24 protein-coding genes are annotated in these 26820 nt (G+C 66.9%); 5 read left to right on the top strand and 19 right to left on the bottom strand.

Annotated features, from left to right (window positions below):
* Window positions 1–15: 15 nt before the first annotated feature.
* From F7O44_RS01430 to F7O44_RS01415, 4 genes are read right to left on the bottom strand one after another with little or no spacing between them, the layout of a single operon-like run.
* Window positions 16–1362: a TIGR01777 family oxidoreductase gene (locus F7O44_RS01430; RefSeq protein ID WP_162448408.1), complete on the bottom strand. Its 1347-nt coding sequence runs from the start codon at window positions 1360–1362 to the stop codon at window positions 16–18.
* Complete coding sequence (locus F7O44_RS01425; protein WP_222850942.1) at window positions 1359–3446, bottom strand: MMPL family transporter; 2088 nt, start codon at window positions 3444–3446, stop codon at window positions 1359–1361. Before F7O44_RS01425 ends, F7O44_RS01430 begins: the two co-directional genes overlap by 4 nt.
* On the bottom strand, window positions 3443–4801 hold the full coding sequence (locus F7O44_RS01420; protein WP_162448407.1) for a cryptochrome/photolyase family protein: 1359 nt from the start codon (window positions 4799–4801) through the stop codon (window positions 3443–3445). The genes F7O44_RS01425 and F7O44_RS01420 overlap by 4 nt, the downstream gene beginning before the upstream one ends.
* Complete coding sequence (locus F7O44_RS01415) at window positions 4798–5658, bottom strand: cobalamin-dependent protein (protein WP_162448406.1); 861 nt, start codon at window positions 5656–5658, stop codon at window positions 4798–4800. Before F7O44_RS01415 ends, F7O44_RS01420 begins: the two co-directional genes overlap by 4 nt.
* 246 nt (window positions 5659–5904) lie before the next feature.
* Between F7O44_RS01415 and F7O44_RS01410 the strand changes: the two genes are divergently transcribed.
* Complete coding sequence (locus F7O44_RS01410) at window positions 5905–6459, top strand: hemerythrin domain-containing protein (protein WP_162448405.1); 555 nt, start codon at window positions 5905–5907, stop codon at window positions 6457–6459.
* A 396-nt stretch (window positions 6460–6855) separates the two neighbouring features.
* Window positions 6856–8244 (top strand): MFS transporter, encoded by a 1389-nt coding sequence (locus tag F7O44_RS01405; RefSeq protein WP_162448404.1) that lies wholly within the window; start codon window positions 6856–6858, stop codon window positions 8242–8244.
* A 49-nt stretch (window positions 8245–8293) separates the two neighbouring features.
* Here the strand turns inward: F7O44_RS01405 and F7O44_RS29520 are convergent, their stop codons facing one another.
* A complete protein-coding gene (locus tag F7O44_RS29520) occupies window positions 8294–10009 on the bottom strand; it encodes an HNH endonuclease signature motif containing protein (protein WP_222850941.1) in 1716 nt (571 codons plus the stop codon).
* 273 nt (window positions 10010–10282) lie between these two features.
* On the opposite strand from F7O44_RS29520, the gene F7O44_RS01395 reads away from it, so the two are divergent.
* Complete coding sequence (locus tag F7O44_RS01395; protein ID WP_162448403.1) at window positions 10283–10822, top strand: putative immunity protein; 540 nt, start codon at window positions 10283–10285, stop codon at window positions 10820–10822.
* Between the two features lie 82 nt (window positions 10823–10904).
* Here the strand turns inward: F7O44_RS01395 and F7O44_RS01390 are convergent, their stop codons facing one another.
* The 11 genes from F7O44_RS01390 to F7O44_RS01340 form a co-directional block, all read right to left on the bottom strand.
* Window positions 10905–11972, bottom strand: coding sequence for a substrate-binding domain-containing protein (locus F7O44_RS01390; protein ID WP_162448402.1), 1068 nt, complete (start codon window positions 11970–11972; stop codon window positions 10905–10907).
* A gap of 9 nt (window positions 11973–11981) precedes the next feature.
* Window positions 11982–13499 carry a sugar ABC transporter ATP-binding protein gene (locus F7O44_RS01385; protein WP_162448401.1) on the bottom strand — a complete coding sequence of 506 codons (1518 nt, stop codon included), beginning with the start codon at window positions 13497–13499 and terminating at the stop codon, window positions 11982–11984.
* 36 nt (window positions 13500–13535) lie between these two features.
* A complete protein-coding gene (locus tag F7O44_RS01380) occupies window positions 13536–14555 on the bottom strand; it encodes an ABC transporter permease subunit (RefSeq protein WP_162448400.1) in 1020 nt (339 codons plus the stop codon).
* On the bottom strand, window positions 14552–15673 hold the full coding sequence (locus F7O44_RS01375) for an ABC transporter permease subunit (RefSeq protein ID WP_162448399.1): 1122 nt from the start codon (window positions 15671–15673) through the stop codon (window positions 14552–14554). The genes F7O44_RS01380 and F7O44_RS01375 overlap by 4 nt, the downstream gene beginning before the upstream one ends.
* Entirely contained in the window at window positions 15670–17169 is a 1500-nt protein-coding gene (locus F7O44_RS01370) for an ATP-binding cassette domain-containing protein (RefSeq protein ID WP_162449256.1), read from the bottom strand. The genes F7O44_RS01375 and F7O44_RS01370 overlap by 4 nt, the downstream gene beginning before the upstream one ends.
* A 111-nt stretch (window positions 17170–17280) precedes the next feature.
* A complete protein-coding gene (locus F7O44_RS01365) occupies window positions 17281–18321 on the bottom strand; it encodes an ABC transporter substrate-binding protein (RefSeq protein ID WP_162448398.1) in 1041 nt (346 codons plus the stop codon).
* A 563-nt stretch (window positions 18322–18884) separates the two neighbouring features.
* On the bottom strand, window positions 18885–19553 hold the full coding sequence (locus F7O44_RS01360) for a response regulator (RefSeq protein WP_162448397.1): 669 nt from the start codon (window positions 19551–19553) through the stop codon (window positions 18885–18887).
* Window positions 19550–20389 (bottom strand): sensor histidine kinase, encoded by an 840-nt coding sequence (locus F7O44_RS01355; protein WP_162448396.1) that lies wholly within the window; start codon window positions 20387–20389, stop codon window positions 19550–19552. Before F7O44_RS01355 ends, F7O44_RS01360 begins: the two co-directional genes overlap by 4 nt.
* The gene (locus F7O44_RS01350) at window positions 20353–20631 is read right to left on the bottom strand and encodes a hypothetical protein (RefSeq protein WP_162448395.1); all 279 of its coding nucleotides are present in this window, start codon (window positions 20629–20631) and stop codon (window positions 20353–20355) included. Before F7O44_RS01350 ends, F7O44_RS01355 begins: the two co-directional genes overlap by 37 nt.
* Before the next feature lie 27 nt (window positions 20632–20658).
* A complete protein-coding gene (locus F7O44_RS01345; RefSeq protein ID WP_162448394.1) occupies window positions 20659–21459 on the bottom strand; it encodes an ABC transporter permease in 801 nt (266 codons plus the stop codon).
* Window positions 21456–22439 (bottom strand): ABC transporter ATP-binding protein, encoded by a 984-nt coding sequence (locus tag F7O44_RS01340; protein ID WP_162448393.1) that lies wholly within the window; start codon window positions 22437–22439, stop codon window positions 21456–21458. Before F7O44_RS01340 ends, F7O44_RS01345 begins: the two co-directional genes overlap by 4 nt.
* 472 nt (window positions 22440–22911) lie before the next feature.
* Here F7O44_RS01340 and F7O44_RS01335 point away from each other — a divergent pair, with 472 nt between their 5' ends.
* The gene (locus F7O44_RS01335) at window positions 22912–23709 is read left to right on the top strand and encodes a hypothetical protein (RefSeq protein ID WP_162448392.1); all 798 of its coding nucleotides are present in this window, start codon (window positions 22912–22914) and stop codon (window positions 23707–23709) included.
* A 218-nt stretch (window positions 23710–23927) separates the two neighbouring features.
* Here F7O44_RS01335 and F7O44_RS32245 read toward each other — a convergent pair whose 3' ends face one another.
* The 3 genes from F7O44_RS32245 to F7O44_RS01325 form a co-directional block, all read right to left on the bottom strand.
* On the bottom strand, window positions 23928–24308 hold the full coding sequence (locus F7O44_RS32245) for a MauE/DoxX family redox-associated membrane protein (RefSeq protein WP_425501316.1): 381 nt from the start codon (window positions 24306–24308) through the stop codon (window positions 23928–23930).
* A 111-nt stretch (window positions 24309–24419) separates the two neighbouring features.
* Complete coding sequence (locus F7O44_RS01330) at window positions 24420–26003, bottom strand: peptide chain release factor 3 (protein ID WP_162448391.1); 1584 nt, start codon at window positions 26001–26003, stop codon at window positions 24420–24422.
* Window positions 26000–26401 (bottom strand): MerR family transcriptional regulator, encoded by a 402-nt coding sequence (locus F7O44_RS01325; RefSeq protein ID WP_162449255.1) that lies wholly within the window; start codon window positions 26399–26401, stop codon window positions 26000–26002. The genes F7O44_RS01330 and F7O44_RS01325 overlap by 4 nt, the downstream gene beginning before the upstream one ends.
* Before the next feature lie 155 nt (window positions 26402–26556).
* On the opposite strand from F7O44_RS01325, the gene F7O44_RS01320 reads away from it, so the two are divergent.
* A complete protein-coding gene (locus F7O44_RS01320) occupies window positions 26557–26766 on the top strand; it encodes a DUF2795 domain-containing protein (protein ID WP_162448390.1) in 210 nt (69 codons plus the stop codon).
* Window positions 26767–26820: the final 54 nt, after the last annotated feature.

Below are 26820 nucleotides of genomic sequence, written 5' to 3'. Positions count from 1 at the left end.
GAACTCCTGGCACAGTCACGCGGGGACCGCACGGCCCAGGAGATGGCGCAGGGCCGTTTCGACAGTGGCATGCCGAAACGTGTGACCGGCCGCGGTCAACCGGGCCGGAACCGCGCGCTGGCTGGCTCCGGCCAGCTCCCGCGCGCCGTGTTCACCGAGGAGCACGCGCGGTCCCAGCGACGGCACCGGCAGAATCGCCGGGCGACCCAGCACGTGTGCCAGCGTCCGGCTGTACTCGTCGTTGGTGACCGGTTCGGGCGCCACGGCATTCACCGGGCCGCTCAGGGTCTCGTCGAGGGACGCACGCAGATAGACGTCCACTAGATCGTCGATGCCGATCCAGGCCATCCACTGCTCGCCGGTGCCCAGCCGGCCGCCGAGGCCCGCGGCGAACAGGGGCCGCTGTAGCCGCAGCAGACCTCCGGCCGGAGTCAGCACGAGGCCGGTGCGCACGTTGACGACGCGCAGCCCCGCCGCCTGTGCCGGCCGGGTCGCGGCCTCCCAGGCGAGCACCACACCGGCGAGGAATCCTGCGCCGCTGTCGGTGCTTTCGGTCAGGATCGTATCGGCGTTGTCCGGCCCGTAGTAGCCGACCGCCGACGCCGTGATCAGGGTTCCGGGACCGTGCGGTGCCCGGGCCGCGGCTTCGGCAAGCAGCCTGGTCGGCTCCAGCCGGCTCTCGCGAATGGCCCGCTTGTGTGCCTCGGTGAACCGGCCGGCGATCGACGCGCCGGCCAGATGGATGACAACGTCGACGCCGGCGAACGCGGCCGGGTCCGGCGCACCCGGATTCCAGTGCCGTTCGCTCTCGTTTCGGGGCCGGTACCGGACCAGGCGCACCACGGAATGGCCACCGGTGCTCAAGAACGCCGACAAGGCGGAGCCCACCAGGCCGGACGAGCCGGTGACGGCGAACGTGAGCGGACGGGGTGCCCACTGGCGCGAGTGCTGGTGCGCCTTCAAATCCGCAGCCAGCTGGTCGTGGCGGTAACGGAACATGGAGGTCAGCATCGACCGCGGCGCTCGCGTGTCGACCCGGTCGACAACTCTGGTGCCGCCTTCGCCGAGGTCTTCGAATTCGTGCACGTGCCGCCACGGCGGGGCGATGGGCAGTCGGGTTGTGACCAGCTCGTCGACGAACCGGTGGGGGCGGTCGAACTCAGCTGCGACGTGTTGCGCCCGCCACCTCAGACCGCCAGGAAGACCGATCACGGCGACGCCGTCACGCACGGAGGCGGCTTCACGCACCACCCGTACCGGCTGCCACGGAGGGAGCAGCCGGCTGATCGCGCCGGGCCGCTCATGCCAGGCGAACACCTCGTCGATCGAGGCAGGCACCTCACTCTGATAGGTGAATGTCATGGTGACAGTTCCTCCTTCTCGACGCGGTGACCAGGCCACCAGACTCGGGACCCGATGTCGTAGGCCAGAGCAGGCACCAGCAGCGAGCGCACCACGAAGGTGTCCAGCAGCACACCGAAGGCCACGATGAACGCGATCTGGATCAGGAACGAGATCGGCACCACGGCCAGCGCCGAGAAGGTGGCCGCCAGCACCACCCCGGCACTGGTGATGACGCCTCCGGTCACCGTCAGCCCGCGACTGATGCCGGGCCGGGTGCCGATCGCCCCTGCCTCCTCACGCACTCGCGTCGTCAGGAAGATCGAATAGTCGATCCCGAGTGCGATCAAGAACACGAAGCCGAAGAGCGGCACCGCGGGATCGATCCCGTCGAACCCGAAGACGAACTCGAACACCAGCGCCGCTACCCCCAGCGTCGCGAAGAACGACAACACATTCGCCAGCAACAACACGGCCGGCGCGATCAGCGCCCGCAGCAGGATCGCGAGCACCACGAATACCACTGCCAGCACCAGCGGGATGATCAGCTGGCGGTCCCGCACCGATGCCGCATCGGTGTCCACCTGGACAGCTGTCTCCCCGCCGACCAGCGCTTCCGGCACGGTCTCGGCCAGGTCGGCGCGTAGCCGCTGAACCGTGTCTTTCGCCCCGTCGCTGTCCGGCGCGTCGCCGAGAGTGCCGAGGACGATGACCTGACCGTCGCTGACTGCCGGGGACGACTCGTCGCCGCCCGGCGCGCCGTCGGCGAGGACGTCGGCGTCAGTGATCCCTGGATCGGCTTCCATGACCGCGATCATCCGCTCGATGTCATCCTGCGGGCCGGCCACCGTCACAGGGTTTCCCGAACCTCCGGGAAAGTGTCTGGCCAGTACCTCCTGGCCCGCGACCGACTCGACATCGGTCTGGAACAGATCAGTCTGGGCGACACCGTCCGCGTCGAGCCTGGGCACGAAGACCGCCAGCATCGCCAGGCCCAGCGCCGTGGCGATCCAGACCGGGCGAGAACGGCGGGCGACCAACGATGCGACGCGACTCCACGCACCCGACCGCTCCGGGGCGCTCGAGCCGTGCCGGGGCCGGAACGGCCAGAACGCCGCCCGGCCCAACAGCAGCAGCATCGCCGGCAGGAAGGTCAGTGACGCCGCCATAGACATCGCGATTCCGATCGCGGCAACCGGTCCCAGATCGCGGTTCGAGTTGAGCTCGCTGACGAGCAGGCACAACACGCCGAGAATGACCGTGCCCCCGGATGCCACGATGGCCGGCAGCGCACCTCGTATCGCCGCGCGCATGGCCGCGAACCGGGAACCTTGCTCACGCAGCTCCTCCCGGAACCGCGATACCAGTAACAGCGCATAGTCGGTCGCCGCCCCCACAACCAGGATGAACATGATGCCTTGGCTCTGACCGTTCAGCGTCAAGAGCTCACGGTCAGCGAGCCAATAGACCGCAGCCGCGGCCGCTGAGAGCGCGAGCAACGCCGAGGTGAGAACGATGAATGGCAGCAACGGGCTGCGGTAGACGACGAGCAGGATCACGAGCACCGCCGACACGGCCACCCACAGCAGTAGCCCATCGATGTCACCGAATGCCTCGCCGAGATCGGCGGCGAACCCGGCCGGGCCGGTGACATACACGTCACCGGAAACCTGCCCGGCGGCGGCGCGGATCTCTTCCACGACGGCACCCGCGTCGGCGTCTCGTGCGCCGTCGATCTGAACGACGATCTGCGCCGCCTCGCCGTCGGCCGACGGGACCGCGGGTCCGGGAATGCCGACGACGCCGGGGAGGCTGAGGACGTCGGCGGTAAAGGTCTCGAGATCCGCGCCGTCAGCTTCCGCGTCGTTGTACTCCACCACGATGATCGCCGGGACGGAGTCCTGGCCCGCGATTTCTTGCTGAAGCCGCCAGACCTGGGTGGACTCCGCGTCACTGGGCAGGAAGGCCGCGTTGTCGTTGGTCTGCACGTCGCCGAGCTTGCCGGTGTACGGACCCAGTAGTCCGCCGAGCGCGATCCACACAAGCGCTACCAGCGCGGGCAACAGCCAGCGGGCGGCCCGGTGGCGACGCATCGTCTGTTTCATTCGGCGCTCCACAAGGGTGGCTGAGCCGAATGCCCGCGGGGCGCACCGGCGGGCTCGATCAGCGGCGGTGGGTATTCCAGCCGGGCCCGGCTCCGTTCGGGGAGCCGCCACGGCTCGTGGACGTCCGCGCCGGCGACGTCCGCCAGCTCGGGGACGTAGCGCCGGACGTAAACGCCGGTGGGGTCGAAACGGCGTGCTTGCCGGATCGGGTTGAGGACCCGGTTCGGTCGGGTGTCGTTGCCGGTGCCGGCCATCCATTGCCAGCCACCGGCGTTGTTCGCGATGTCGCCGTCAACCAGCCAGCGCGCGAAATGCGCGGCTCCGTGACGCCAGTCCACCCTGAGCGTCTTGGTCAGAAAGGATGCGGTGATCAACCGTGCCCGGTTGTGCATCCAGCCTTCGGCCAGGAGTTGCCGCATGCCGGCGTCGACGATGGGCATACCGGTGCGGCCCTCCTGCCAGGCGGTCAGCGCATCTGAGTCGTCGCGCCAGGCGATGTCACGTGGACGATAGTCATGCGTCGGCATGTCGGGGAACGCCATGGTCACCTGATGCATGAAGTCGCGCCAGGCGAGTTGGCGAACGACGTCGGGATCCACGTTCTCGAACCGCCGGGCAACGTGCAGCGCCGACAGGCAACCGAAATGCAGGTAAGGGCTCAAGCGCGTGGTCTGATCCGCCGCGAGGTCGTCCCGGTCCTGGCCGCCGAGGCGTGCGACCCGGACGGCCTTCTCCAACGCGCGCAGGCCGGCGCTCTCCCCGCCCTCCGGCAACACCGGCGAGCGCTGACCGGCCACGATGTCGTCGGCGGCGGGAAGCGGCCCGGCCTCGACATCCTGCCGGAAGGGCACCCTCGGCGGCGCCGGTACGACGTGGCGCCAGCGGGTTTGCTGCCAGGCCCGGAAGTAGGGGGTGAAGACCCGGTAGTGGTCGCCGCCGGCCGGGGTGAGTTCGCCGGCCGGGACCACGGTCACCCCAGGGCCGAATTCGACTCTGATTCCGGCCTGTGCACTCTCCCGGAGCAGCAGCCGTGCGCGCGCCTGGGCATATCCGCTGACGTCAGCTGTGACGAAAACGGCCGACGCACCGACCGCGGCGACGACTCGCAGCGTCTCGGCGATCACGTCACCGCGACGTATCACCAGGTCAGCGCCGAGCGTACGGAGCGACGAGCGTAGGTCGGCGAGCGCTGCCGCGAGGAACTCGGCTCGATTCGGCGAAGCGGGTGCCGAGCGCCGGATCCGCTCATCGACGACGAACAACGGGACTACCGATTGGTACTCGCGGCATGCCCGAGAGAGAACGGGTTGATCGTAGACGCGGAGGTCACGGGTGAACAAGACAACTACGGTCATCTCTGGACCTGCCGAAGCTCTGCGAGGACGTCCACGACCCCGAAGGCGTCGGCGGCCCATCCGTCGGCGCCCAGATCGGACGCCACGGCTGCCGACTTCACCGCTGGGCCGCCGACCAGCACCGGGATCCCCGGGACCATCTGACGTACGAGATCGGCCACACCGGCGACGTCGTCGAACCGCTGCCGGGCTCCGACACTGATGCCGACGGCGCGCAACCCTGGACCCACTGCCGCCGCGGCGCTGGCGACCACTTCGGCTGGGGTGTCGCCGCCGAACTCCACCACGTCATATCCGCTGCTCCTCAGCACCGTTGCGACGATGGCGCTGGGTAGGGCATGTGCGTCGTGTGGCGCCCCGGCGAGCACGACCGTCCCCCGCCGACGGCCGCGCCAGGTCGAGGTGGCACCCAGCCGCCCCACCAGCCGTATGCCGACGGCCGTCGCACGGTGCTCATCGCCGACCGTCAACTCGCCGTGCTCCCACCCATCACCTATGTCACGCAACGCCCCGGCCAGCACGTCGACCAGAATGGCGCTTGGTTCGGCACCGGAAGCCAGCAGTGTTTCGACGATCCGCCACGCGCCAGGCTCGTCACCGGCAAGCAACCGTGCCCGCAATACGCCCCGCCGAGCCTTTGGCCGCCCGTGCCCACGTCGCGCCCCACTCTCCGCCGGACCTGGGCGGAGCTTGCCGAGCTCCGCGGGGTCCACCCGCCACCGGCCATCACGCTGCGCAGCCGGTAAGCGCCCGGTGCGCACATAGCGGTACGCGGTCATGTAATGCACGCCCAAACGTCGTGCTGTCTCCCCGAGATCGATCAGCTGTTCGTCTTCCGACGAAGGCGCGTTCGCCATGTAACCAGTTTTAGCACTAAATTTTTGCGCACACTACTCAGCTCGCTAACAAGGCGATCTAGACGCGACCGAGCGGACGGAGAAGGGGGCCGCGACGAGCTCGTCGTGAAATCCGTGACACGTGCGGTCCACGGTCAACAGCAGCGGCCAGCCCTGCGCTCCGAGCACCGGGAAAGTAGCCATGCGGTGCGCCGTTTGGCTCGTTGCCGCAGGGGTATCGCCATCGCATCGAAATAGGAGGTGCTGATGAGCGCGCGGCTGGACGTCGTTGATTTGATCATGCAGGACCACCGTGAAGTAGAGCGTCTGTTCGAGCAGATGCAGGCCGATCCCGACAAGAGGCCGCTGTTCCTTCCCGTAGTGACAGCGTTGCTGATCGCGCACAGCCGGGCCGAAGAGCTCCACGTCTATCCCGCGGCACGCGACGAGGCGGATGAGCACGACGAGGTCGCCCACAGCCAGGAAGAACATCAGGAAGCCGAGCAAGTGCTCACGCAGCTGCAAGAACTGGAGACCGACTCCTCCAAATTCGAGCAACTGTTCAACCAGCTGGTCGAAGATGTGAACCATCACGTCGAAGAAGAGGAACAAACCGTCCTGCCCGGCATGCGGGAGCGGCTGTCCGATCAACGCCGCCACGAACTCGGCAAAGCCTTCCTTCAGGAACGCTCCAAGCACCTGGGCGGACAGCCGGGCCAGGCAACCAGAGAAGAACTAGCCCAGCAAGCGCAGAATGTCGGCGTCACCGGCACCAGTTCAATGACCAAAGACGAAATCGCGGCGAAGCTCGACAACCAATAGCCCGCTCCAGCGCCGTGGCACGACAAGCAAGAGTGCACATGTCGCCGCGCAGCGCTCGGCCACCTGGCGCTGCGCGCGATCTGCCTGCGCCGAAGGTTCGTGGCCTCACGTAACGCTTGGCCGTCGTCGAACCGCCCGAAGCGTTACGTGAGGCCAGGAAGCGCCCCCGGACACGATTTCCGGCGGGCGGTTTTCTCTACTCGAATTTGACCTTATGCTGTGGCCTTTTCGTGACGGCCAAGGTGCAATCGAGGTGGTCTCGGTCAGCTACTTCGCACTGAATTCACCTGCCACGCTCGGCGTCGGACCAGATCGCGGGGCGCACACTCCCCCACTGCCACGGGTGGTGCGCTCGGGAAGTTCCGGTCCTTACCGACGCGAGCCGGGGTGTGAGCCATGACTGGGCAGCGTGCTGGTGTGGGCGAGGGGCGGGCGGTCAGGTACGGCCTCCTGGCCGGCGCGCTTCTCATGGTGGAGTTCATTGCGGGGATGCAGACGTTTCTGCTGCGTACGGTGATCCCGCTGGTCGGCGCCGATCTTGACGCGCACGAGTTCTACGGCGTCATGACGGGGGCGGCCGAGATCGCGATGTTCTTGACATTGCCGCTCGGCCCGTACCTGCTCCAGCGCTTCGCGGTGGACCGGCTGTTGCTGCACCTGACGTTGCTCAGCGTGGCGGGTGGCGTGGTCGCCGCACTGGCCCCGTCCGTAGGTGTCTTCGTCCTCGGTCGGGCGTGTTCTGGACTCGCGGCCGGTGCGCTGGCGTCGGTGTCGCTGGCCGCGATCGTCACGGTGCTTCCGACCGGATGGCGACGCGCTGTGCTCGCCGGGTACAACGTGATGTGGGTCATCACCTCGTTCGTCGGCCCCATGTACGCGGCGTGGGTAGCGTCGGTGCTGAGCTGGCGGTGGGCGCTGGTGCTCTACCTTCCATTGCTCGTGATCGCGCGTGTCATTATCGCCCGCCAGTTGCGGGGAACCCTGAATCCCGGGGGTGAGGAACGCCTCGCGATCGGGTCGGCTTTCATCCTCACCGGTGGTGTGGCGTTGCTGTCCCTGGTCGGGTTGCAGACACTGCCGACGAGTGTGGCCGTCGCCGTGGGTGGGGTCGGCATAGCTGCTACCTTGTTCGCCGCACGACGCCTACTGCCCAGCGGGACCCTGACCGCGCGCCCCGGGCGCCCTGCTGCTCTTGCGACGATGGGCCTGCTGACAGCCGCGTACTTCGGATGCGGGGCGATCATCGCGATCATCGTTCACGACCTGCTCGACGGCACTGCCCGCGAGGTGGGCGTGGTCCTGGCAGGTGGCGGTCTCGGCTGGGCATTCGCGGGCCTGGCGGTGGCGAAGTGGCCGGCCCAGGCCGCCCGGGCCTACGTGCGGCGTTCGACGCTCGGCGCGTCGTTCCTTGTCACCGGGATGGTCGCGACGGGAGCCGTCCTGCTCATAGACGGGATCACCGTGCCAGTGCAGATCGTCCTGTTCGGCTGGACCTTAGCGAGTGTCGGAATGGGACTGACCTACCTCGACACGATCAACCACATCGTCGACATACCCCAGGAAGTGGACGACGTCTCCCCCGCGAAGGCGGCCGCCTTGGAGATCCTGATCGAGGCGATCGCCACCGCCACCATGTCCACACTCACCGCCGCCATTCTCGGACGAGCCATCGCCGGCGGCGCCGGTCACGGTGCCGCCGCGATCGCCCTAATGCTCACCGCACTGGCAGCGGCATCGCTTGCCTGTACAGTTCGCCGTGTCGTCACCGCCGACACCCATGCGTGAAGAAGGCCGCCGAGCACCCCCACCGACCGAACACGGACGGGCTGAGGTGTCAGGTGTCCGGTGGTGGTGGCCGCATTCGGTGTCGCCGAGTGCGTTGCCCGTCGCTTTCGCCTGGGTGTTCACCGGATGGCGGCGGCTGGTGGTCATGGCGGGGCCGGGTGTTGCGCCTGGGGGTTCGGTCTGGGTCTATCCAGGGCGGTGGCACGAACACGGGGTGTCCGTCCGGTCCGATGTGGACGTCCCAGCCGCCGTGGTGAATCACCCGGTGGTGGTGCGCACACAACAGCACCATGTTCTCCAGATCGGTACCACCACCATCAGACCAATGCCGGATGTGGTGTGCCTGACACCACGCCGGTGGCCGGGTACAGGTGGGGAACGCGCAGCCGCGGTCGCGGGCTACGAGCGCGGTCCAGATGCCGGGCGTGACGATGCGCTCGGCGCGCCCGACTCGTAGGGGGACACCGTGTGGACCCACGAGCACCGGGGTGATGCTGGCGTCGCAGGTGATGCGCCGCAGTGTCTCGGTGGAGATGGGGCCACCCCAGCCGAGTTCTGCCGGCGCGACGCCGAAGCGTTGGGCCCACGTATCTCGCAGCCATTGCCGCGCCGGTCTGGGTGAACGGGCGGTGTGACCGCAGCCGGCAGACCCCGGGTCGGGTTCGGGTTGCCTGCCGGGGATACCGGTGTGGATACCGTCACCGTTGCCGCGGCCGTCGCTCTTGTCGTCCCGGTGATCCTGGTTGCTGCGGTGCTGCTGGCCGGCGCAGCTGGCGCCGGTGGTGCATGTGGCCTCGGTAGTGTTCTCGCCGCTTGGATCTGTCTGGGCGCAGGCCGCCGCGGCGGGACCGGTGCCGGTGGTGCCGAGCAGGGTGGACAGTTCGGCGAGCAGGAGGAGCTGGGGTGCGTGGCCGTGGTTGGTGGGCAGGGTGCCGGCTTGCAGGTGGCGTTGGCAGAGCTCGACGAGTGCGTCGGCGAGGCGTTGGTCGGGTGCGCGGGGGTCACGTTCGCCGTTCTCGCCGGGCTGGGGCGCTGCGAGCGGGTCGAGAGCGGTGCGCACGGTGGCGGCGCCCTCGGTGGACAGTAGGCCGGTGATGCGCACAGTGCCGTCACCATTGTCGATGAGGCGCAGGCGGCGTTTGCGCTGGGCACGTTCTTCACGGTTTTCGAGGCTGTCGGTGGACAGCACGTGCAGCAGGTGAGTGGCCAGGCGCTGCAGCGTGGCCGGGTCGTGCTCTGTGGCGAACGCGGCCAGATCGGCCTCAGCGCGGGCCGCGTCCTCGGCGCTGATGTCCGTGGGCAGCTGGGCCATGGTTTTGGCGATCACGGTCGCGTGGTCCAGCGACACCTCCCCAGCAGCCAGGCCTGCACGGGTGGCCGGCATCGCCCCGCGCCGCGCGCCGGCGTCGGGGGTGGCGGCGTAGTCGTCAGCCTCGACCGGGGGCGTGAGCCGATGGGCCAGATCCACCGAGGACTTCGCCACCCCGGGACGGATGTTCAGGGCATCACGCACCCAGGCGGTCGTGGAGGACGCGCCGAGGCGGCGACCGAGATCCCGAGTGTCGACCTCGGCGAGCACCCGGAGAAACAGCTCGCCCTGGCGGGCAGCCAGCGCGTGACACCGAGCGAGAACCTCCACCAGGTCGTCATCACCCACCAGCGAGGCATCTACATCGAGGGCCTCGTCGAAGACAGCCTCAGCCGCGTCCAGCACCCCCGCCAAAACATGGGGTGGACGATCACCCGAAACACCATCATCGAACATACGTTCGAGCCTATCCGTCGCCACTGACAAGGTCACCGACCTAAACCAAAGCCCCACGCCTCAAACACACAGAAACCCAACCTCAACCGCGAGAACAGGCCGTCACCGCGGCCAGCCTGACGGGACAGGCCCGGGAAGCGGACCTGACTGCACCGACAGCCAATCGTGGGGTGCCACGTCGGGCGGCGAATCGTCGGGCGGCGACGGTTTCGTCGTCACCGGTGGCTGCGGGCTTCCGCTGTTCGCTCCATCCGGCGGTGAGATGATCGGAATGTGACGAGCGTGACCGGCGACTTCGAACTGACATATGACGAGCTGCGAGAGGTAGCCCGCTACGCGGCCGAGTCAGCACAAGATGTTCTCCCCCTCTTCGAGAACGCCCACCCCGACGATCCTCGCCCACGCGCCGCCCTCGACGCTGCCTGGGAATTCGTCAACGGTGCGCGCAGGACCAAGCTCCAGCGCGTCACGTCGATGGATGCGCATCGCGCCGCGAGAGAAGCCTCCACCGAAGTCTCCCGCCTGGCCGCGCAAGCCGCCGGAGACGCTGCATCCGCCGCCTACCTCCACCCGATCGCCAAAGCCCACCAAGTGGCCCACATTCTTCGCGCCGCAGCGAACGCAGCACGCATCGCCGAGATCGTGGCTGGCGAAGAGCCCGTCATCGGGGACAAAATGATCGAATATGCCCACCAGCGCGCCACTCCTGCCTTGATCAGCGTCCTACACAGATACCCGCCCGCACCGGCCGGCGTCAGTCGGGCCGCCCAGCTCATGGCCGCCTTGGACGCCACACTGCGCACGTCCGGCTAGGCGACCGAAATCCGACGAAGGCGCACGCTGCACGGCGGGCGTGAAAAGGTCACTTGCCGCCGTCGCCGCCGCGCTACTGGTTCTAGGCGCCCCTAGCAGGCGCGGGCAGGAGCGGATCGACCGGCTTGTCCGGCAGGTCGACGGCCCGAGTCGACTGCCGGACGATGAGACGCGTGGCCAGAGGGGTGTCCTCGGTGACGCTGTCGGGTTCCTCGATGGAGATGAGCACCTTCTGCATGATGAGCTCACCGAGTGCGGCGAAGTCCTGGCGCACCGTCGTCAGCGAGGGGACGAGATACCCGGCTTCGGGCACGTCGTCGAACCCGACGACGCTGACGTCCTCAGGAACGCGAATGTCGCGCTCACGCAGCGCGGAGAGCAGACCGATCGCCATGTGATCGTTCGCCACGAAGACCGCGCTATCCGGTCGGATGTCGAGCTCGAGTCCCAGCGTGTATGCGCTCGCTGCCGTCCACTCCCCGTGGACGGGCTCGACGATTTCGAGCCGGCGAGCACTCAGCTCGTCACGCCATCCGCGCATCCGCTCGATCGTGTCGGGAGCGCGAGTGGGCCCAGCGATATGGAGGATTCGCGTATGACCGAGTTCGGCGAGATGGCGCACCGCGGAGCGCGCACCACGATACTGGTCGATCGACACAAGATGCGCATCGCGCCGCATCGTCGCCGCGGCGGCGACCAGCGGGATGTTGAGGTCGAGAGCGTGCACGACCTCGAGAACCGCCATGTCGTTCACGACGAGCACGATCGCGTCGACCCGCCGGCGCAGCATGCCTTCGACGAGCATCCGGGTGCTGGCCGGATCGACATCGACGGCGCTGACGGTGTCGACGCTGTATCGCGCGGCGCGGGCCGCGATGTTGAAGTGGATGGCGATGGAGGTAGGACCGTAGTCCGAAACCGCGGGAACGATCAGGCCGATGGTGCGGGTGCGCCGGGTGACCAGGGCACGCGCCGCGGGAGACGGACTGTATCGCAACTGGGCGATCGCCTTCTCGACCCTGGCACGCGTCGCTGGCCTGACGTTCGGCAGATTGTTGATCACCCGCGATACGGTCTGGTGCGAAACGCCGGCCAGCCGGGCGACGTCGAAGATGTTCGCTGCCTTCGTCGGCTCTTCCTCGGCGCTCACTGCCGCGCCTCACTCATCGGCACCATCCGGGTGCGCCACCATCGCCAGCAGTGAATCGGCCGTGAGGTCGTCGGACCGCACGGTGTCGACGATGCGCCCGTCCCGGAGGATGGCGACGCGATTGCCCACACGCAGTACTTCCTCCAGTTCAGCGGAGATGAACATCACCGAGAGGCCGTTGCCCGCGAGATCACCCACGAGATTCTGGATCTCGACCTTCGCGCCGACGTCGATGCCCCGCGTGGGCTCGTCGAGCACGAGCACTCTGGGCGACAACGCAAGCAACCGGGCGAGGAGAACCTTCTGCTGGTTGCCGCCGGACAGCGTCCCGGCCGGACGTTCCATATCGGGAGGCCGGATATCGAGAGCTTCGATCCAGCTGGCCGCGAGTTCGCGTTGCCGAGCCGAGGAGATGCGGTGCAGAATCCCCCGGTCGGCCTGCAGGGCGAGCACGATGTTCTCCCGGACGCTGAGCGCGTCGACGATCCCTTCGGCGCGGCGGTCTTCCGAGGAGTATACGACGCCTAGCGACATCGCTTCGTGCGGTCCGTGCGGGTGGTGCGGGTTTCCCGAGATGCGGATGATGCCCGCGTCGAGCCGGTCGACACCGGTGATGGCGCGGGCCAGCCGGGTACGCCCGGAGCCCAACAGCCCGGCCACACCAAGCACTTCGCCTTCCCGGAGATCCACGTCGGCGTCCTCGATACCCGGGTTCGACGTGACGCCTCGTGCGCTGAGGTACGGTGCGACCTCGTCGTCCGGTGAGTCTGTACGGGGTATCGAAGAAAGCGACGCGGCACTGCGTCCGAGCATCGCCTGGACGAGGTCGATGCGCAGCACCTCTTGGGTCAGGTACTCCCCAACCAGCCTGCCGTCGCGCAGCACCGTCACCCGGTCGCAGATTTCGTAGACCTGATCGAGGAAATGCGAGACGAACAGGATGGCGACGCCTTTGAGTTTCAGTTCGCGGATCACCCGGAAAAGCTCCGCGACCTCGTCAAGGTCGAGGCTTGATGTCGGTTCGTCGAGCACAAGGACCTTGAGGTCCGTCGAGATCGCGCGGGCGATCGCGACGATCTGCTGGACGGCGAGCGAGTGCATGCCCAGCTTCGAGGCGGGATCGACGTCGAGCCCGAGCTCGCCGAGGGCAGATGTGGCGATCTGCCGCGTCTTGGGCCAATCGATCATGCCGAACCGGCGAGGCTCACGTCCGAGCATGATGTTCTCGGCAACCGAAACGTTGGGCAGCAGGTCGATCTCTTGATAGACGGTACGGACACCGGCGTGCTGTGCATCGTGGGGTGCGGCGAACCGCGTGGTCCGGCCGTCGATACGCAAGACGCCCGCATCCATCGGCAAGGCGCCTGTGACTGCCTTGATCAACGTCGACTTGCCGGCCCCGTTCTCGCCCATCACCGAGTGCACCTCGCCGGGGAACAACCGGAAGTCGACCCCGTCGAGAGCCGTCTCGGCCCCGAAACGCACAGTGGCCCCGGAAACCTCCAGGAGCGGCGTTGCCCCGTCCATCTGGCTATTATCCCGTGCGTCTCGCAACGTGGGACACTAGTGCCCCCGTTCCGACCTGGCGACGATCACCCGTTGGACGACTATGAACAGGAGCAGGAGTGTTCCGATGATGATGCGAGTCCACGATTGCTCGGCCCCCATGAACGAGATCACCGACTTGATCGTCCCGAACACCAGCACACCGATCATGGAGCCCATGACGTAGCCGGTGCCTCCGGTGAGCAGGGTTCCGCCGATCACGACGGCCGCGATGGTGTCGAGTTCGGTGCCCACACCGTTGAGTGGATAACCCGCACCCGAGTACGCCGTGAGGGTCAGCCCGGCTAGGCCGCCGCACACTCCACTGATCAGGTACACGAGCACCTTGGTGCGCGCGACGTTCAAACCCATGAGCCGAGCGGACTGCTCGCTGCCACCGATCGCGTAGATCGTGCGCCCGAACCGCGTCCATTGGGTGACGAACACGCCGATGGCGACGACGAGCAGGGCCATGATGCCGGTGGGCGTGATGTACCAGTCACCAAGCCGGAACCGTTCCGACTGAAGCCACAGAATTGCCGGATCTTCGACGCGCATCGACGACTGGCTGACTACGAAGGCAAGCCCCCGGGCCAGGAACAACCCCGCGAGCGTGGCGATGAACGGCTGAACGTCGAAGTACTGCACCAGGACCCCGAGGAGCAGCCCGATGAGAGCTCCGCCCGCGATCATCACGGGAACGACGATGATGGGAGGCACCCCGTCGCTGAGCAGCTTCGCGCACAGAATGCCGGTGAACGCCATGACCGAGCCGACCGACAGGTCGATCCCGCCCGTGAGGATGACCAGGGTCACACCCACGGCGAGGATCAGCAGGTACGCGTTGTCCAGGAGGAGCGCCGACAGGTTCGATGGCGTCACGAAGTTGCCGAAGTAGGCATGGGCGCCGCCGAGCAGCAGGAGCAGGATCGCGAGTGCGGTGAACGTCGGCATGAGCGAGGAGCGCCGGCTCATGAAGGCGCCGAAGGACCCGGAGGGCCCGCGCCGCGCGTTCCTCGGGGTCTCGAGTCTGGTCATCGCGCCACCTTCGTGTCGTCCCGCTCCGGTGTGTCACCCAACGACTGGGCGCCGGCATCCGTCGCCGTGCCCGCTCCGTTCGCCGTGTCGTTCCGCGCTGGTGGCTCACCGCGCGCGCGAAACAAGCCGACGAAAGCCCGGGCAGCGTTGTGCACACGTGACGATTGCAGGAGCACGACGATGATCACCGCGGTGGCCATGAAGACCGGGCTCACCGGCGGTGGTACGCCGAGGAAGGTGATGGTGGAGATGAGGGTCTGGATGGTGAGGACACCGATCACAGTGCCGGCAATGCTGAACTTTCCGCCCGTCAGGGCGGTTCCGCCGAGCACCACCGCGAGGATTGCGTAGAGCTCGATGAATAACCCGGAAGCGTTGGCGTCAGCGGCCATGATGTTGGAGCTGTACAGAATTCCGGCCATTCCGGAAAGTGCGCCGGAGGCGATGTACGCGCCCCAGATGATGCCACGCGAGCGCACACCTGCCAGCCGGCTCGCCTTCGGATTGATGCCGACCGCTTCGGTCAGCATGCCCAGAGCGGTACGACGCTCGACCAGCGCGACGACCGCGACGGCGAAGACGGACACATAGAACGCGAACGGGAACCCGGCGATGTAGCCCTGCGCCATGAACTTATACGGGTCACTGTTCACCGTCGTGATGAAACCGCCGGTGATGAGCAGCGCGATACCACGTCCGGCAAGCATCAGCACGAGCGTTGCGATGATCGGCTGGATACCGAGCACCGACACCAGGAACCCGTTCCAGGTACCCAGCACGAGTGAGACGAGAATGGCGGCCGCGATCGCGACCGCGACCGTCGCTGGGCTGTTCGGTGTGGCGGACGCATCGATGATGGTCAGCGCCACCGCGCCGGACACCGCCATGATCGCGCCCACGGACAGGTCGATACCGCGGGTGGCGATGACGAGCGTCATGCCGAGCGCAACGAGCATGAGCGGTGCGCTGTTGCGCAGGATGTCGATGAGCGACCCGTACAGCTGCCCGTCGCGTACCGTCACGCTCAGGAAGGTCGGGCGGGTGGCTGTGTTGATCGCAATGAGCGCGATGAGCGCGACAACAGGCCATATCAGCCGATGCTTCAGGATGTCCTTCACGCTGCACTCCCCTCGCTCCCGTTGGCGATGTAGTCGATGAGCCCGTCGAGATCGATATCGTGCGAATCGAGCTCGCCCATCATGCGGCGGTCCCTCATCACGACGATGCGCTGCGCCAAACGGAGCACTTCTTCGAGTTCCGCCGAGATGAAGATCACCGAGAGCCCTTGCGCGGACAGCTCCGCGACCTTGCGCTGGATATCGGCCTTGGCACCGACGTCGATACCGCGGGTCGGCTCGTCCAAGACGATCAGTTTGGGGGCGGTAGCCAACCACCGCGCAAGGAGCACTTTCTGCTGGTTGCCCCCGGACAGGTTTCCGACCACCTGGTCCGGGTCCGCCGGCCGGACACCGAGGGCCTTGATGTACTCGGTCACGATCGCATTCTGCTCGCTGCGCCGGATGCGGCGTCTCCAGCCGCGACGCGCTTGGATGCCGAGCACGATGTTCTCGGCCACGGTCAGATCCGCGACGATCCCCTCGGCCCGTCGGTTCTCCGAAGAGAAGGCGATGCGGTTGGCTATCGCGTGACGCGGCGTCGGCAGCCTCACCGGCCGATCGTCCATTTCGATATGGCCGGAATCGGGTTTGTCGGCTCCACACAGGAGGCGGACGAGCTCGGTGCGTCCGGAACCCAGCAGCCCGGCGATCCCGACCACCTCGCCGCCGAAGACGTCGACGTCAGCCGGCTCGACCACCCCCCGTCGTCCGATCCCCGTCGCACGCAACACGGGCGCCGCCTCTCGATCGATCACCCGATCGGCCTTGGTAGAAATCGCTTCCAACTCGTCGAGCTCCCGCCCGATCATCTTGGTGACGAGTTCCCCGCGTGGCAGATCCTTCACCAAGTACTCACCCACGAGCTGTCCGTTGCGCAGTACGGTTATCCGGTCCGAGATCTCGTAGACCTGGTCGAGGAAGTGGCTCACGAACAGTACCGCGACCCCGCGGTCCCGCAGGTCCCGGATCACGGCGAACAGTTGCTCGACCTCGCCGCGGTCCAAGCTCGACGTCGGCTCGTCGAGAATGAGCACTTTCGCGTCGAGGACCATCGCCCGGCTGATCGCCACTAGCTGCTGGATGGCGATCGAATGGCTGGACAGGACCGACTTCGAGTCGATCCGGACGCCGAGATGTTCGAGATGGTGTACCGCCATGCGGTGCGCGGCCTTCCAGTCGATCCCGCGCCGGTTACGCGGCTCGTGCCCGAGCATCACGTTCTCGCCGACCGACAGGTTCGCGCAGAGATTCACTTCCTGATAGACCGTCGAAATTCCGGCTCTCTGAGCGTCGGCCGTGCTGGCGAAGATCCGGGCTTCCCCGGCCACCGCGATCGAACCGCTGTCGATCGCGTACACACCGGTCAGCGCCTTGATCAGGGTGGACTTGCCGGCTCCGTTCTCGCCCATGAGCGAGTGCACCTCGCCGGGACGCAGAAAGAAGTCCACGCCATCGAGTGCCAGGACGCCGGGAAAGCCGATGGTGATGCCGCGCATCTCGACGATGGCGACATCCGTGCCCGCAGGTTTGTGATTCGTCAATTCTTCACTCCCGGTGGAGCTGGTCGGGAGCCGACGCGTAGCCGGCTCCCTCACGAAGCTGCTGGATCAGTACTGCCACTCGTCGATGACCTCGGCCGCTTCCTCCTGCGTGTACGGCCGGTCCTCGAAGAACTGGACCTTCTCCACCGGATTCCCGGCCACGACGTCCGCGACGACCTCCGCGACCAGGTCGCCGATCAGTGGGAAGCACGTGACGATGTAGTTGATCTTGCCGTCAACCAGCGCCTGCATGCCGTCTCGCACCGCGTCGATGGACACGATCTGGATATCCTCGCCCGGGACGAGGCCTGCGGCCTCGATCGCGTCGATCGCGCCTAGGGCCATGTCGTCGTTGTGGGCGTAGAGGAGGTCGATGTCAGACCCGTGCTTCTGCAGGAAGCCCTCCATGACGGTCTTGCCGTCCGCGCGGGTGAAGTTGCCGGTCTGCGAATCCAGCACCGTGATCGCGGTTCCCTCGATCGCTTCCGCGAATCCCGCCGCACGGTCATTGGCGGGCGCCGATCCGGTGGTCCCCTCGAGGACCACCATGTTGGTCGGCGTATCGCCGAACGTCTCCGCGGCCCACTCGCCGGCCATGACACCCTCGTGCCGGAAGTCGAGCCCTACCCAGGCCTCATACAGGTCGTCCGAGGACGAGACGGTCCGGTCCTCGAGGACGACCGGGATACCGGCTTCCTGCGCCTCCTGAAGGACGTCGTCCCAGCCGTCCTCGACGATAGGCGCGATGACGATGGCATCCACTTCCTGGTTGATGAAGCTGCGCACCGCGGAGATCTGGGCGGCGGGATCGTTGTCAGCCGCGTTGAAGACCAGGTCGAAGCCGTTCTCCTCAGAGAACGCCTCCCGCATGGACTCGGTGTTGGCGCTGCGCCATCCGCTCTCGGAACCCGTCTGGGCGAAGCCGACGGTGATGAGGCCGTCCCCGCTCGATGCACCACCGTCGTCGGTCGACGCGTTCGCGCCGTCGTCATCGTTCGACGTGCTGGCACCGTCGTCGCTCGTGCCTGAACCCCCGCAACCGCTGGCCATCAGGGTCACGGCCCCAAGCAGCGCAACACCGGCGAGAAGAGTCTTCTTTGTCCTCATCCTCGAACCTCCTCGGTTCGTTTGGATCCGGCCCTGACGCCGGAATCTGCGCGTAGCCGCTTGTAAGGGCCCGCTCCGTGCGTCGAATGTTAACCTTCACATTCCGCTGGAGGACAGATGTTAACGGTAACAGTACGGCAACAAGCGCCAACTGGACCGCTGGTCCACTCCGAGGCTCCGAGGCCGCATGGGCCGCAAATCAGCACCGTATAGGCATCTTCTCCTCGATCTCCGTCACGTTACGCGGAGATCAACCATTGACCGATTTCGATTGTGAGCGATAACAACCGGCCCGCCAGGGATGTGATCGTTCACAGGATCACGAGGCCAAGTCATGGGTGGCGGGCAAGGCGATGGTGACGGTGCAGGTGTCGAACAGCAACTTGGCGCCGGCATCCGTGGACGCGACCTCGGCCCGCGGGCCTAAGAACCCGCGCGGGTTCTAAGTCGTTCACATCGGTGCAGCCGGGCAAGAACGCGTTCCACAGCCTCGGTCTCAACCGTTTTCGCCCTCCCAGGCTCATCTGTCCGGACTAGGGCGCCGGTCCGCGCGGTCAGTGGATTCATCCGCGCCGGCCCGGCTGAACCAGGCCGTGGTCGAAGGCGAACACCACCGCGGCGGCCCGATCGCGCAAGCCGAGCTTGGTGAAGATGTGGCCGACGTGGGTCTTGATCGTGCCCTCGCCCAGGGTCAGCTCGGCTGCGATCTCGGTGTTGCTGAGGCCCGCCCCGATCAGGGCGATCACCTCCCGCTCGCGCGGGGTGAGGATGTCGACCTCGGCGCCGGGGAGTGCCGGCACCGATCCGTCGCGGTACGCCGACAGCACCCGCCCGGTCACCGCGGGGTCGAGCCATGAGTCGCCCGCGGCCACGACCCGGACCGCGCGCTGCAGATCCTCCGCCGGCACGCTCTTCAACAGGAATCCCGCTGCCCCAGCGCGGAGTGCGCCGGCGAGGATCTCCTCGTCCTCGAAGGTGGTGAGGACCATCACCGGCGGGCTGTCCGCAACCTCCCGGAGCCGTCGGGTCGCCTCCACGCCGTCGACCCCTGGCATCCGCACGTCCATCAGCACGATGTCGGGCGCGAGGGACAGGACCGCCTCGACTACGCCCGAGCCGCTCGAGAGTTCGCCCACGATCTCGAATCCGAACCGCGACCTCAGGATCCCGCGCAGTCCGGTGCGTACCAACTCTTGGTCGTCGACCAGCAACACCCTGACCACGGCTGTCATACAGGCAACACCGCCTCGACGGCCCAGCCGGTGATCGACGGCCCAGCCGTGAGCCGTCCTCCGACTCCTTCCGCGCGCTCACGCATCCCGCGGACACCGGTTCCCTCTACCGCCGCGCCGTCCACAAAGCAATTGTTGGTGATGGTCACGGTCGCATCGTCGACCGTCACCGCCGCCCGCACATCCACCGGCTCGCCGGGAGCATGCTTGGCGGCGTTGGTGAGCGCCTCCTGCACGATCCGGTACGCCACGAGCCCGCAGGTGGAGCCCAACGCCGCAAGGTCTCCCTCGACAGTGACCTCGACCCGTGTCCCGGCCCGCCGGAACGATTCAGCGAGCTCTGGGATCGCGGTCGCGTCCGGTAGCGGCGCCGTCTCGCCTCGGCCGTCGGCGCGCATCAACCCCACGGACGACCGCACCTCGTCGAGACTCTCGCGGGTCAGGCGCTCGGCCTCCCCCAGCGCGCGCCGGGCTTCGTCCGGCTCTTCGTCGAGCGCGAGCCGTGCACTGCCGATGTGCAGTAACGACACCGTGAGCACGTGGCCGAGCACATCGTGCACCTCGCCGGCGATCCGGTTTCGCTCCTCAGCGCGGCTGCGCTCCGCGAGCTGGTGCTGTGCCTCGCGCAGCTCCTCAACGGTCATCCGCAGTCGCCGAGCGAATGTGCAGGCGATCAGCGTGAACGCGGTTCCGACGAACCACGCCGCCCATCCGGGCTCCTCGGTCTCCTGGATCCACTCCGAGATCACGATGGCGCCGAGAATGCCGCCCGCCGTGAGGACCACCGGCAGCGCCGAGGTCAGCGCCATCCAGGCGGCGATGATGCACAGGCACATCCAGACGAGGTTTGCCGACTGGCCATGGCCGAGCACCACGACGCCACCACCAGCGGAGCCAGCGTAGCCGCGAGGGGCCAACCGGTGATGTGCTCCCAGGCCAGGACGGCGGCGACGGCCGATACCACACCCGCGATCCCCACGCCCACCAGGATCGGCACATCGCTCATCACCGCGCCCACGATGGCGAACAGCGCGAGCGCGGTTGGTGCCGCGACTCGCGCTGTGTGCTCGATCGTCATGGCCACGAGCATAGACTCCGGCCCGGCTCACAGCGCCGTTCGTCGGGCCGCCAGCGCCGACGCCACGACGGCGATCGCCGCGACCGCGAGAAGCGGGCCGGTGCCGTTGCCGATACCGAGCCAGGGCTCACGGATGGCGTCGGTCGCCAATGCGAGCGGCAGCTTCTCGGCGATCTCGCGCAGCGGCTCCGACATGACGGCCGGCGGCGGGCCGCCTACGCCGAGCAGGAACGACGGGAAGAAGAGCATCAGCCCGATCGACTGCGCTGCGCGAGCCGACGGCAGCAGCGTGCCGAGCAGGACGCCGATGCTGATGAAGGCGATCGAGCCGGCGAGGATGCCTGCCGCGACCCGCAGCGGATCCTCGATGTCGGGCAGCCCGTACACCGGCGCCGCGACCGCCACCAGCAATGGTCCGGCAACCGCGATCGCTGCCAGTCCCGTTGCCAGTTCGGCGAGTGCGAATGACCAGCGTGGGAAGCCTGATGCCGCCAAGCGGCGCAACACTCCGAGTTCGCGATAGGACGCGATGTGCACGGGCAGCATGATCAGGCCGGTCGCGCCGATCACGACGGTGAAGTACGACGCGACGTACCAGTGCGACGGGTTGACCGGGAATGCCTCGTCCGGCTCAGTGCCGAAGACGCCACCGATGATCAGCATCGAGATGATCGGGAAACCCAGCACGAACGTGAGCGTGAGCGGGGCACGGGTGAGTAGCCGCAGTTCGGCGGTGAGCAGTCGGCGGGTGGCGGAGGGGTGCCGACGGCGCGCGTCGTTGTCTTTCCCGCCGCCCGGGGAGCCGTTGTCGAGAGTCGTGGTGGTCATGAAGCCACTCCGATCCGGTCGGTTTCGTCGCTATCGAGCAGGTTGAGCAGGGCAGATTCCAAGTCGGGGATTTCGACTCGGAGGTCGGCGGGAGCCGGTCGGCCGGTGCTGACGAGCCAGGCGCCAACCTGGGCGATGACCTCGCGGGTGCCGCGGATCACGACGTCGCCGCGCTCCCGGGCCACGCTGGTGACCCCGGGCAGCCGGTTCAGAGCCTGCAGGGTGTAGGCAGTCTGCTGAAGATCAGCCGGCGCGCCGGCAGCGGCCAGCCCGAACCGCATGACCACCTCGTGGGAATGCCGCGCGATGAGCTCGGCTGGCGTCCCCTGGTCGAGCACCCGGCCATCGCGCATCGCGACCACGCGCTCGCAGAGCGCCTCCGCCTCGTCGAGCTCGTGGGTCACGAGCAGCACCGCCGCGCCGGAGTCGCGCAGCTGAGCTACCGCCGACCAGACCTCGCGCCGGGCAGCCGGGTCGAGTCCCTGGGTGAGCTCGTCGAGTATCACCAGCCGCGGCTTGTTCAGCAGTGCCAGGACCAGGAACAGCCGCTGCCGCTCGCCTCCGCTCATGCCCGCGAACGGCGACTTTCGTCGGTACGCGAGGCCGAACTGCTCCAGCAGCCGGTCGCCGTCGGCGGCCTGGGGTCCTGCGAAGAGCGCGACGGCCTCGGCAACCCGTAGCCGGTCGGGCAGTCCGGAGCTCTGCAGCTGGCTGCCGATCTGTGGCCGCAGCCGGTCGGCGTCCCGGGTCGGGTCCAGACCCAGCACCCGGATCTCGCCGGCGTCGGGCCGCCGCAGCCCCTGAATGCATTCGACGCTGGTTGTCTTCCCGGCCCCGTTGGCGCCAATGAGGCCGAGCACCTCACCGGCGTGCACATCGAGGTCGAGATTGTCGACGACGGTTCGGGCGCCGTACGACTTGGTAAGTCCGCGGACGGTGACGACCAGGTCAGCGCCCGAATGAGCCTCTGTGGTGAACATGGCACCAATTCGACAGGCACGCCGTCTCACCGCACATCGACCTGTGGTCAGAACTTCGTCTCTGCCCGTGGGGAGAGACGCCCGACCCGAACGGGATCCTCGCCCAGACCAGCGACCGCTGCTCTCCTGAAGCGAGCGCTGATCGGGTGCGCGCCGCCGGCTCCGGCGAGGAGGACACCCGCGGCCATGGTGGAGCGCCGGCGCTGTGCCCGGTGTACTGAGCATTGCGATCACGTCGTCGGGCAGTGGATGCAGCTCGAGTGTCCCTTGCGGGTCCACCAAAACTCGACTTCAATACCGCCAGACCTGATTGGCCGCCCGTTCTCGTGGCCCATTGACGTAGCTTGCCAGCGCGTTTGCCACCGATGGCCGCTTTGCGGTGCTGACTCCTGTCATCTTGCACTACGAAATTCGTAATCCCTTTAGCACACGAGTGCTAAAGTCTCGCCAAGCATGCGAAGACGGAGGGCAAATGGCTCAGTCAAAGAAGTCTGGAACCCTGAGCTCGCTCGGCATCATTCCAGCCTGGGCCTTTTCGCTGACCCTCGCGCCGGTGCTTGTGCTGATCCTCCTGGTTGCCGCCAACGCACCTGGAGATCTCGCCACGATGGCACGCTTCGCGTATGCACCGACGTGCCAAGAAGGTGCGGCCTCCGGCGACTGTCAAGCCGAACTGCCAGGGACAACGACGGCACGCAGAGACAGCACAACTGGCACCCCACCCCAGCAGGGGGGCAGCCAGACAACGGCCCTCATCTACGTCGCTGTTCCCGACGCACCAGAAGGCACCAGGCTCTTCCAGGGCGATGTTGTGGTGCAGATATCATCGGGCGCAGCCGACCGCCTCGGCCTCTCGGGTGCAGGCCATGACGTCACCGTCACCCTCTTCAACGGTGAGGCCGTGGAGATCGTCGGGCCGAACGGCGAGTCAGCGAGGCACGAAGATACGCCGGTGGCGCGTGCGGCAGGAATGTTCGGTTTGGGAATAGCCCTCATTGTCCTCGCCGCCTTCATAGCGATCTACCTGGCACGACGTGTCAAGCAACATGGCTGGAGCACCACGAGTGGCACGGGCCTGAGAGTCGAGCTGCCCCGTTGGCTGCTGCCGGCATCCGTCGCAGTGCTGGCCGGAGCCGTACTTGGGGCCGTTCTCGGAGGACTCGCCGGCACGTTCGTCGACCTAACCTGGGTGCTACCCGTGATGTTCGGTGTCTTCGCCGTAGTGTCCATGGCAATCTGGCTTGGCTGGCGTCGAGTCCGAACCACCTGACCCACGCTGAGGGAGTCCCGCAGATCTCGGACCCTGAGTGATCTTGACCGCGCGGGGGCTATCGAGCAAACGGCGGGCGACTCTGAACCGCTACCTGTGTGTCGAATGTCGGACCATGAAGACGGTACATTCCGGTAGAATTCGAGCCATCAGTGCACCGCCGACGCCGACAGCAAAGATTGCCGCTATCTGCAACCAGCTCGGGACGAAGCCGGCGACTACGATAACCGGAACACCCACTGTAATCGCCGTCGCCATGAGCGCGGTTCTGCCAATTGAAACCCTGGTAACCGGATTTCTCCGCCGAAACACCCACACGGAACACCACGACGCTTCCGGTAAAGCATAAATTCGTAAATCAAGAAGCCACATAACATCGCTGCTAACAGTGCGCCGAACAGGGCAAGGATCCCTCGCCCGGCCAAAAGCGCAGTTCCGGCACTGGAGCTCACCCCAATCTGAGATAACACGAGCGCATAGGATGCCACCCGACGCCAGCGAGACGTTAGGCGCTCGTAGTCGCTTCCAGGCCGGCGTCCGGGGAACACAACGGGGATGGCTGAGGTGAGCAGAAGGCACGAGTGTCGCCTCGTCGCCATTCGGTGCCGCAGCGCTCACACTTGAGCATGATCGTGTCTCCGGCCTGCCGCCCCGCAGACGTCGTCGTCCTCACTGTGACAACGCGGGCAGTTGAAGTGCCGGGCCGACGCTCAGACCTCGACGTCGCCCGCGACCAAGGATTCCAGAAGCAGGTCGGGGTGGCGACGCTGCACCGACGAGAGTCGCCACTTGTCACTGAACAACGCCAGCCACGCACCGTCGGTGCGTTCAGCCACTTCGACGTCGTGTTCGGCATCCAACGCCTCGCGGTCCTCCGGCCGGGTCCGACGAGCCAGAGAATACGCCAGGCGTTCCAGCCGAACCGGCGCGCCGAACTCGTTCTCCATCCGGTGCGCGGTCACCTCGAACTGCAGCGGCCCCACCGCCGCAAGAATCGGGGCGGCGTCACCCCGCAGGTCGGACCGGAGCACCTGCACCACGCCCTCGCGGTCCAACTGTTCGATGCCCTTACGGAATTGCTTGGCTTTGCTCGTGTCGGCCACTCGGCACACGGCGAAGTTCTCCGGCGCGAACGACGGCATCCCGGGAAACTCCACCGGAGCCTCCCGATCGTGCAAGGTGTCCCCCGGCCGTAACGCCGTGGCGTTCACCAGCCCCACGATGTCTCCGGGATAGGCGACGTCGATCGTGTCTCGGTCGCGGCCGAAGATCGCTTGGGCGTATTTCGTGGCGAATGGCCGTCCGGTCGCGGCGTGGGTGACGACGGAGCCACGTTCGAACCTGCCGGAGCATATACGGACGAACGCCACCCGGTCCCGGTGTGCCCGGTCCATCCCAGCCTGCACTTTGAACACCAAGCCTGAGAATGGAGCGTCGAGCGGCCGGGGCACACCTTCCCGGTCTGGCCGCGGTGCCGGTGACGGCGCAAGTCGCACCAGCACGTCCAGCAGCTGCCGTACTCCGATGTTGGCGACCGCGGCGCCGAACAGCAGCGGCGTTGTCTTTCCCGCCAGGAACGACGACTCGTCGTACTCGTCCAGCAGCGCGGATTCCTCGACCGCTGTCACCCATGGATCGCCGAACTCGCGCTCGGCCTCGTCCGGCTCGAGCCGCCGCTCGACGGAGCGCCGCGCGCCCCCTGGCGCACGCTCGAAGGCGACCATGTGCCCGTCATCACGATCGAGCACACCGGCAAACTCACCGGCGATGCCGACTGGCCAGTTCAGGGGCGTCGGCCGGAGGCCGATCCGCTCCTCCAGCTGATCACACAACGCCAGCGCCTCGAGGCCGGGGCGATCCCACTTGTTGATGAACGTAATAACCGGAACGCCACGATGCCGGCACACGTCGAACAGCTTCAGCGTCTGTGGCTCCAGCCCTTTGGCCGAATCGAGCAACATGACGGCGCAATCGACCGCCGCCAGCACCCGGTAGGTGTCCTCGGAGAAGTCCGCGTGCCCAGGGGTGTCCAGCAGATTGATCACATTGCCGTGGTACTCGAACTGCAAGGCCGCGGAGGTGATGGAAATACCCCGAGCCTGCTCTATCTCCATCCAGTCCGACACCACGCCCTTGCGCCCGGCCTTGCCGTGAACCGCACCGGCCTCCGCGATCACCCTCGCATGCAAAGCCAGGGCCTCAGTCAACGTCGACTTACCCGCGTCGGGGTGGCTGATCACCGCGAACGTACGACGACGTGTCGCCTCAGCGTCTACACCAGCGACCGAGTTCATCGAACCTCCTTCACGCGCCGCCGCTGCCGCGAGATCTCACCGCGCAGATCTGCCGCGAACGACTCGGCAGTCTCCAGCTGACTCCGCAGATCGGCGCATCGTTCCTGCGCGAGAACTCGAAATGTCACCAGGCGTTCGATCGATTCCGTACGCAACTCCGGATCTGTTTCCGGCTCGTCGAGCCGGTCCAGGACACCCAGGAGGTCACCCATTTCCTCGAGCGAGAACTCCAGGGTCTTCATCCGCTTCACCAGGCGCAGCCGCGCCACATCCGGCTCGGTATACAGGCGAAACCCGCCCGTGGTCCGGGCGGACGGGCGCACCAAGCCCACCTCTTCGTAGTACCGGATGGTGCGCAGGGAAAGTCCGACCCGCTCGGCGACCTCACCGATTTGCATGTGCTGCAACGACACGACGGACCTCTCGACAACTACGACCACAAACGGCCAATGTTAACCGAACGGAAGACTCAACCACGAACCCAGCCCTCTTGGCAGCATGCCAAACCAGGCATAACGCAACCTTCCATAACGTTAGGGTAGACTCCATTGCCATGAACGTCGCCCGGTCCCACATCGCCGCAGCGGTCCAGGAAGCATTCCATGCGCGATCCGTGGGCAAGGCCGACCTCCTGGCGTGGGCCACAGCTAATCGCGCACCCGTAGATGTCCTGCAGTCTCTCAATGCCCTGCCGGACATTACCTACCGGACAATCGGCGACCTATGGCCGCATCTGCCAGACCTTCCGGATGAGAGCGCCTAGCTTGGAGCGGCCGTATCATCCCGCGCCGCCAGCTGGTCCCCGGCTCGATAACCT

This window comes from Phytoactinopolyspora mesophila (assembly GCF_010122465.1).
In the GTDB taxonomy this organism is placed as follows: Bacteria; Actinomycetota; Actinomycetes; order Jiangellales; family Jiangellaceae; genus Phytoactinopolyspora; species Phytoactinopolyspora mesophila.
This window is presented reverse-complemented; position numbering and strand designations above follow the sequence as displayed.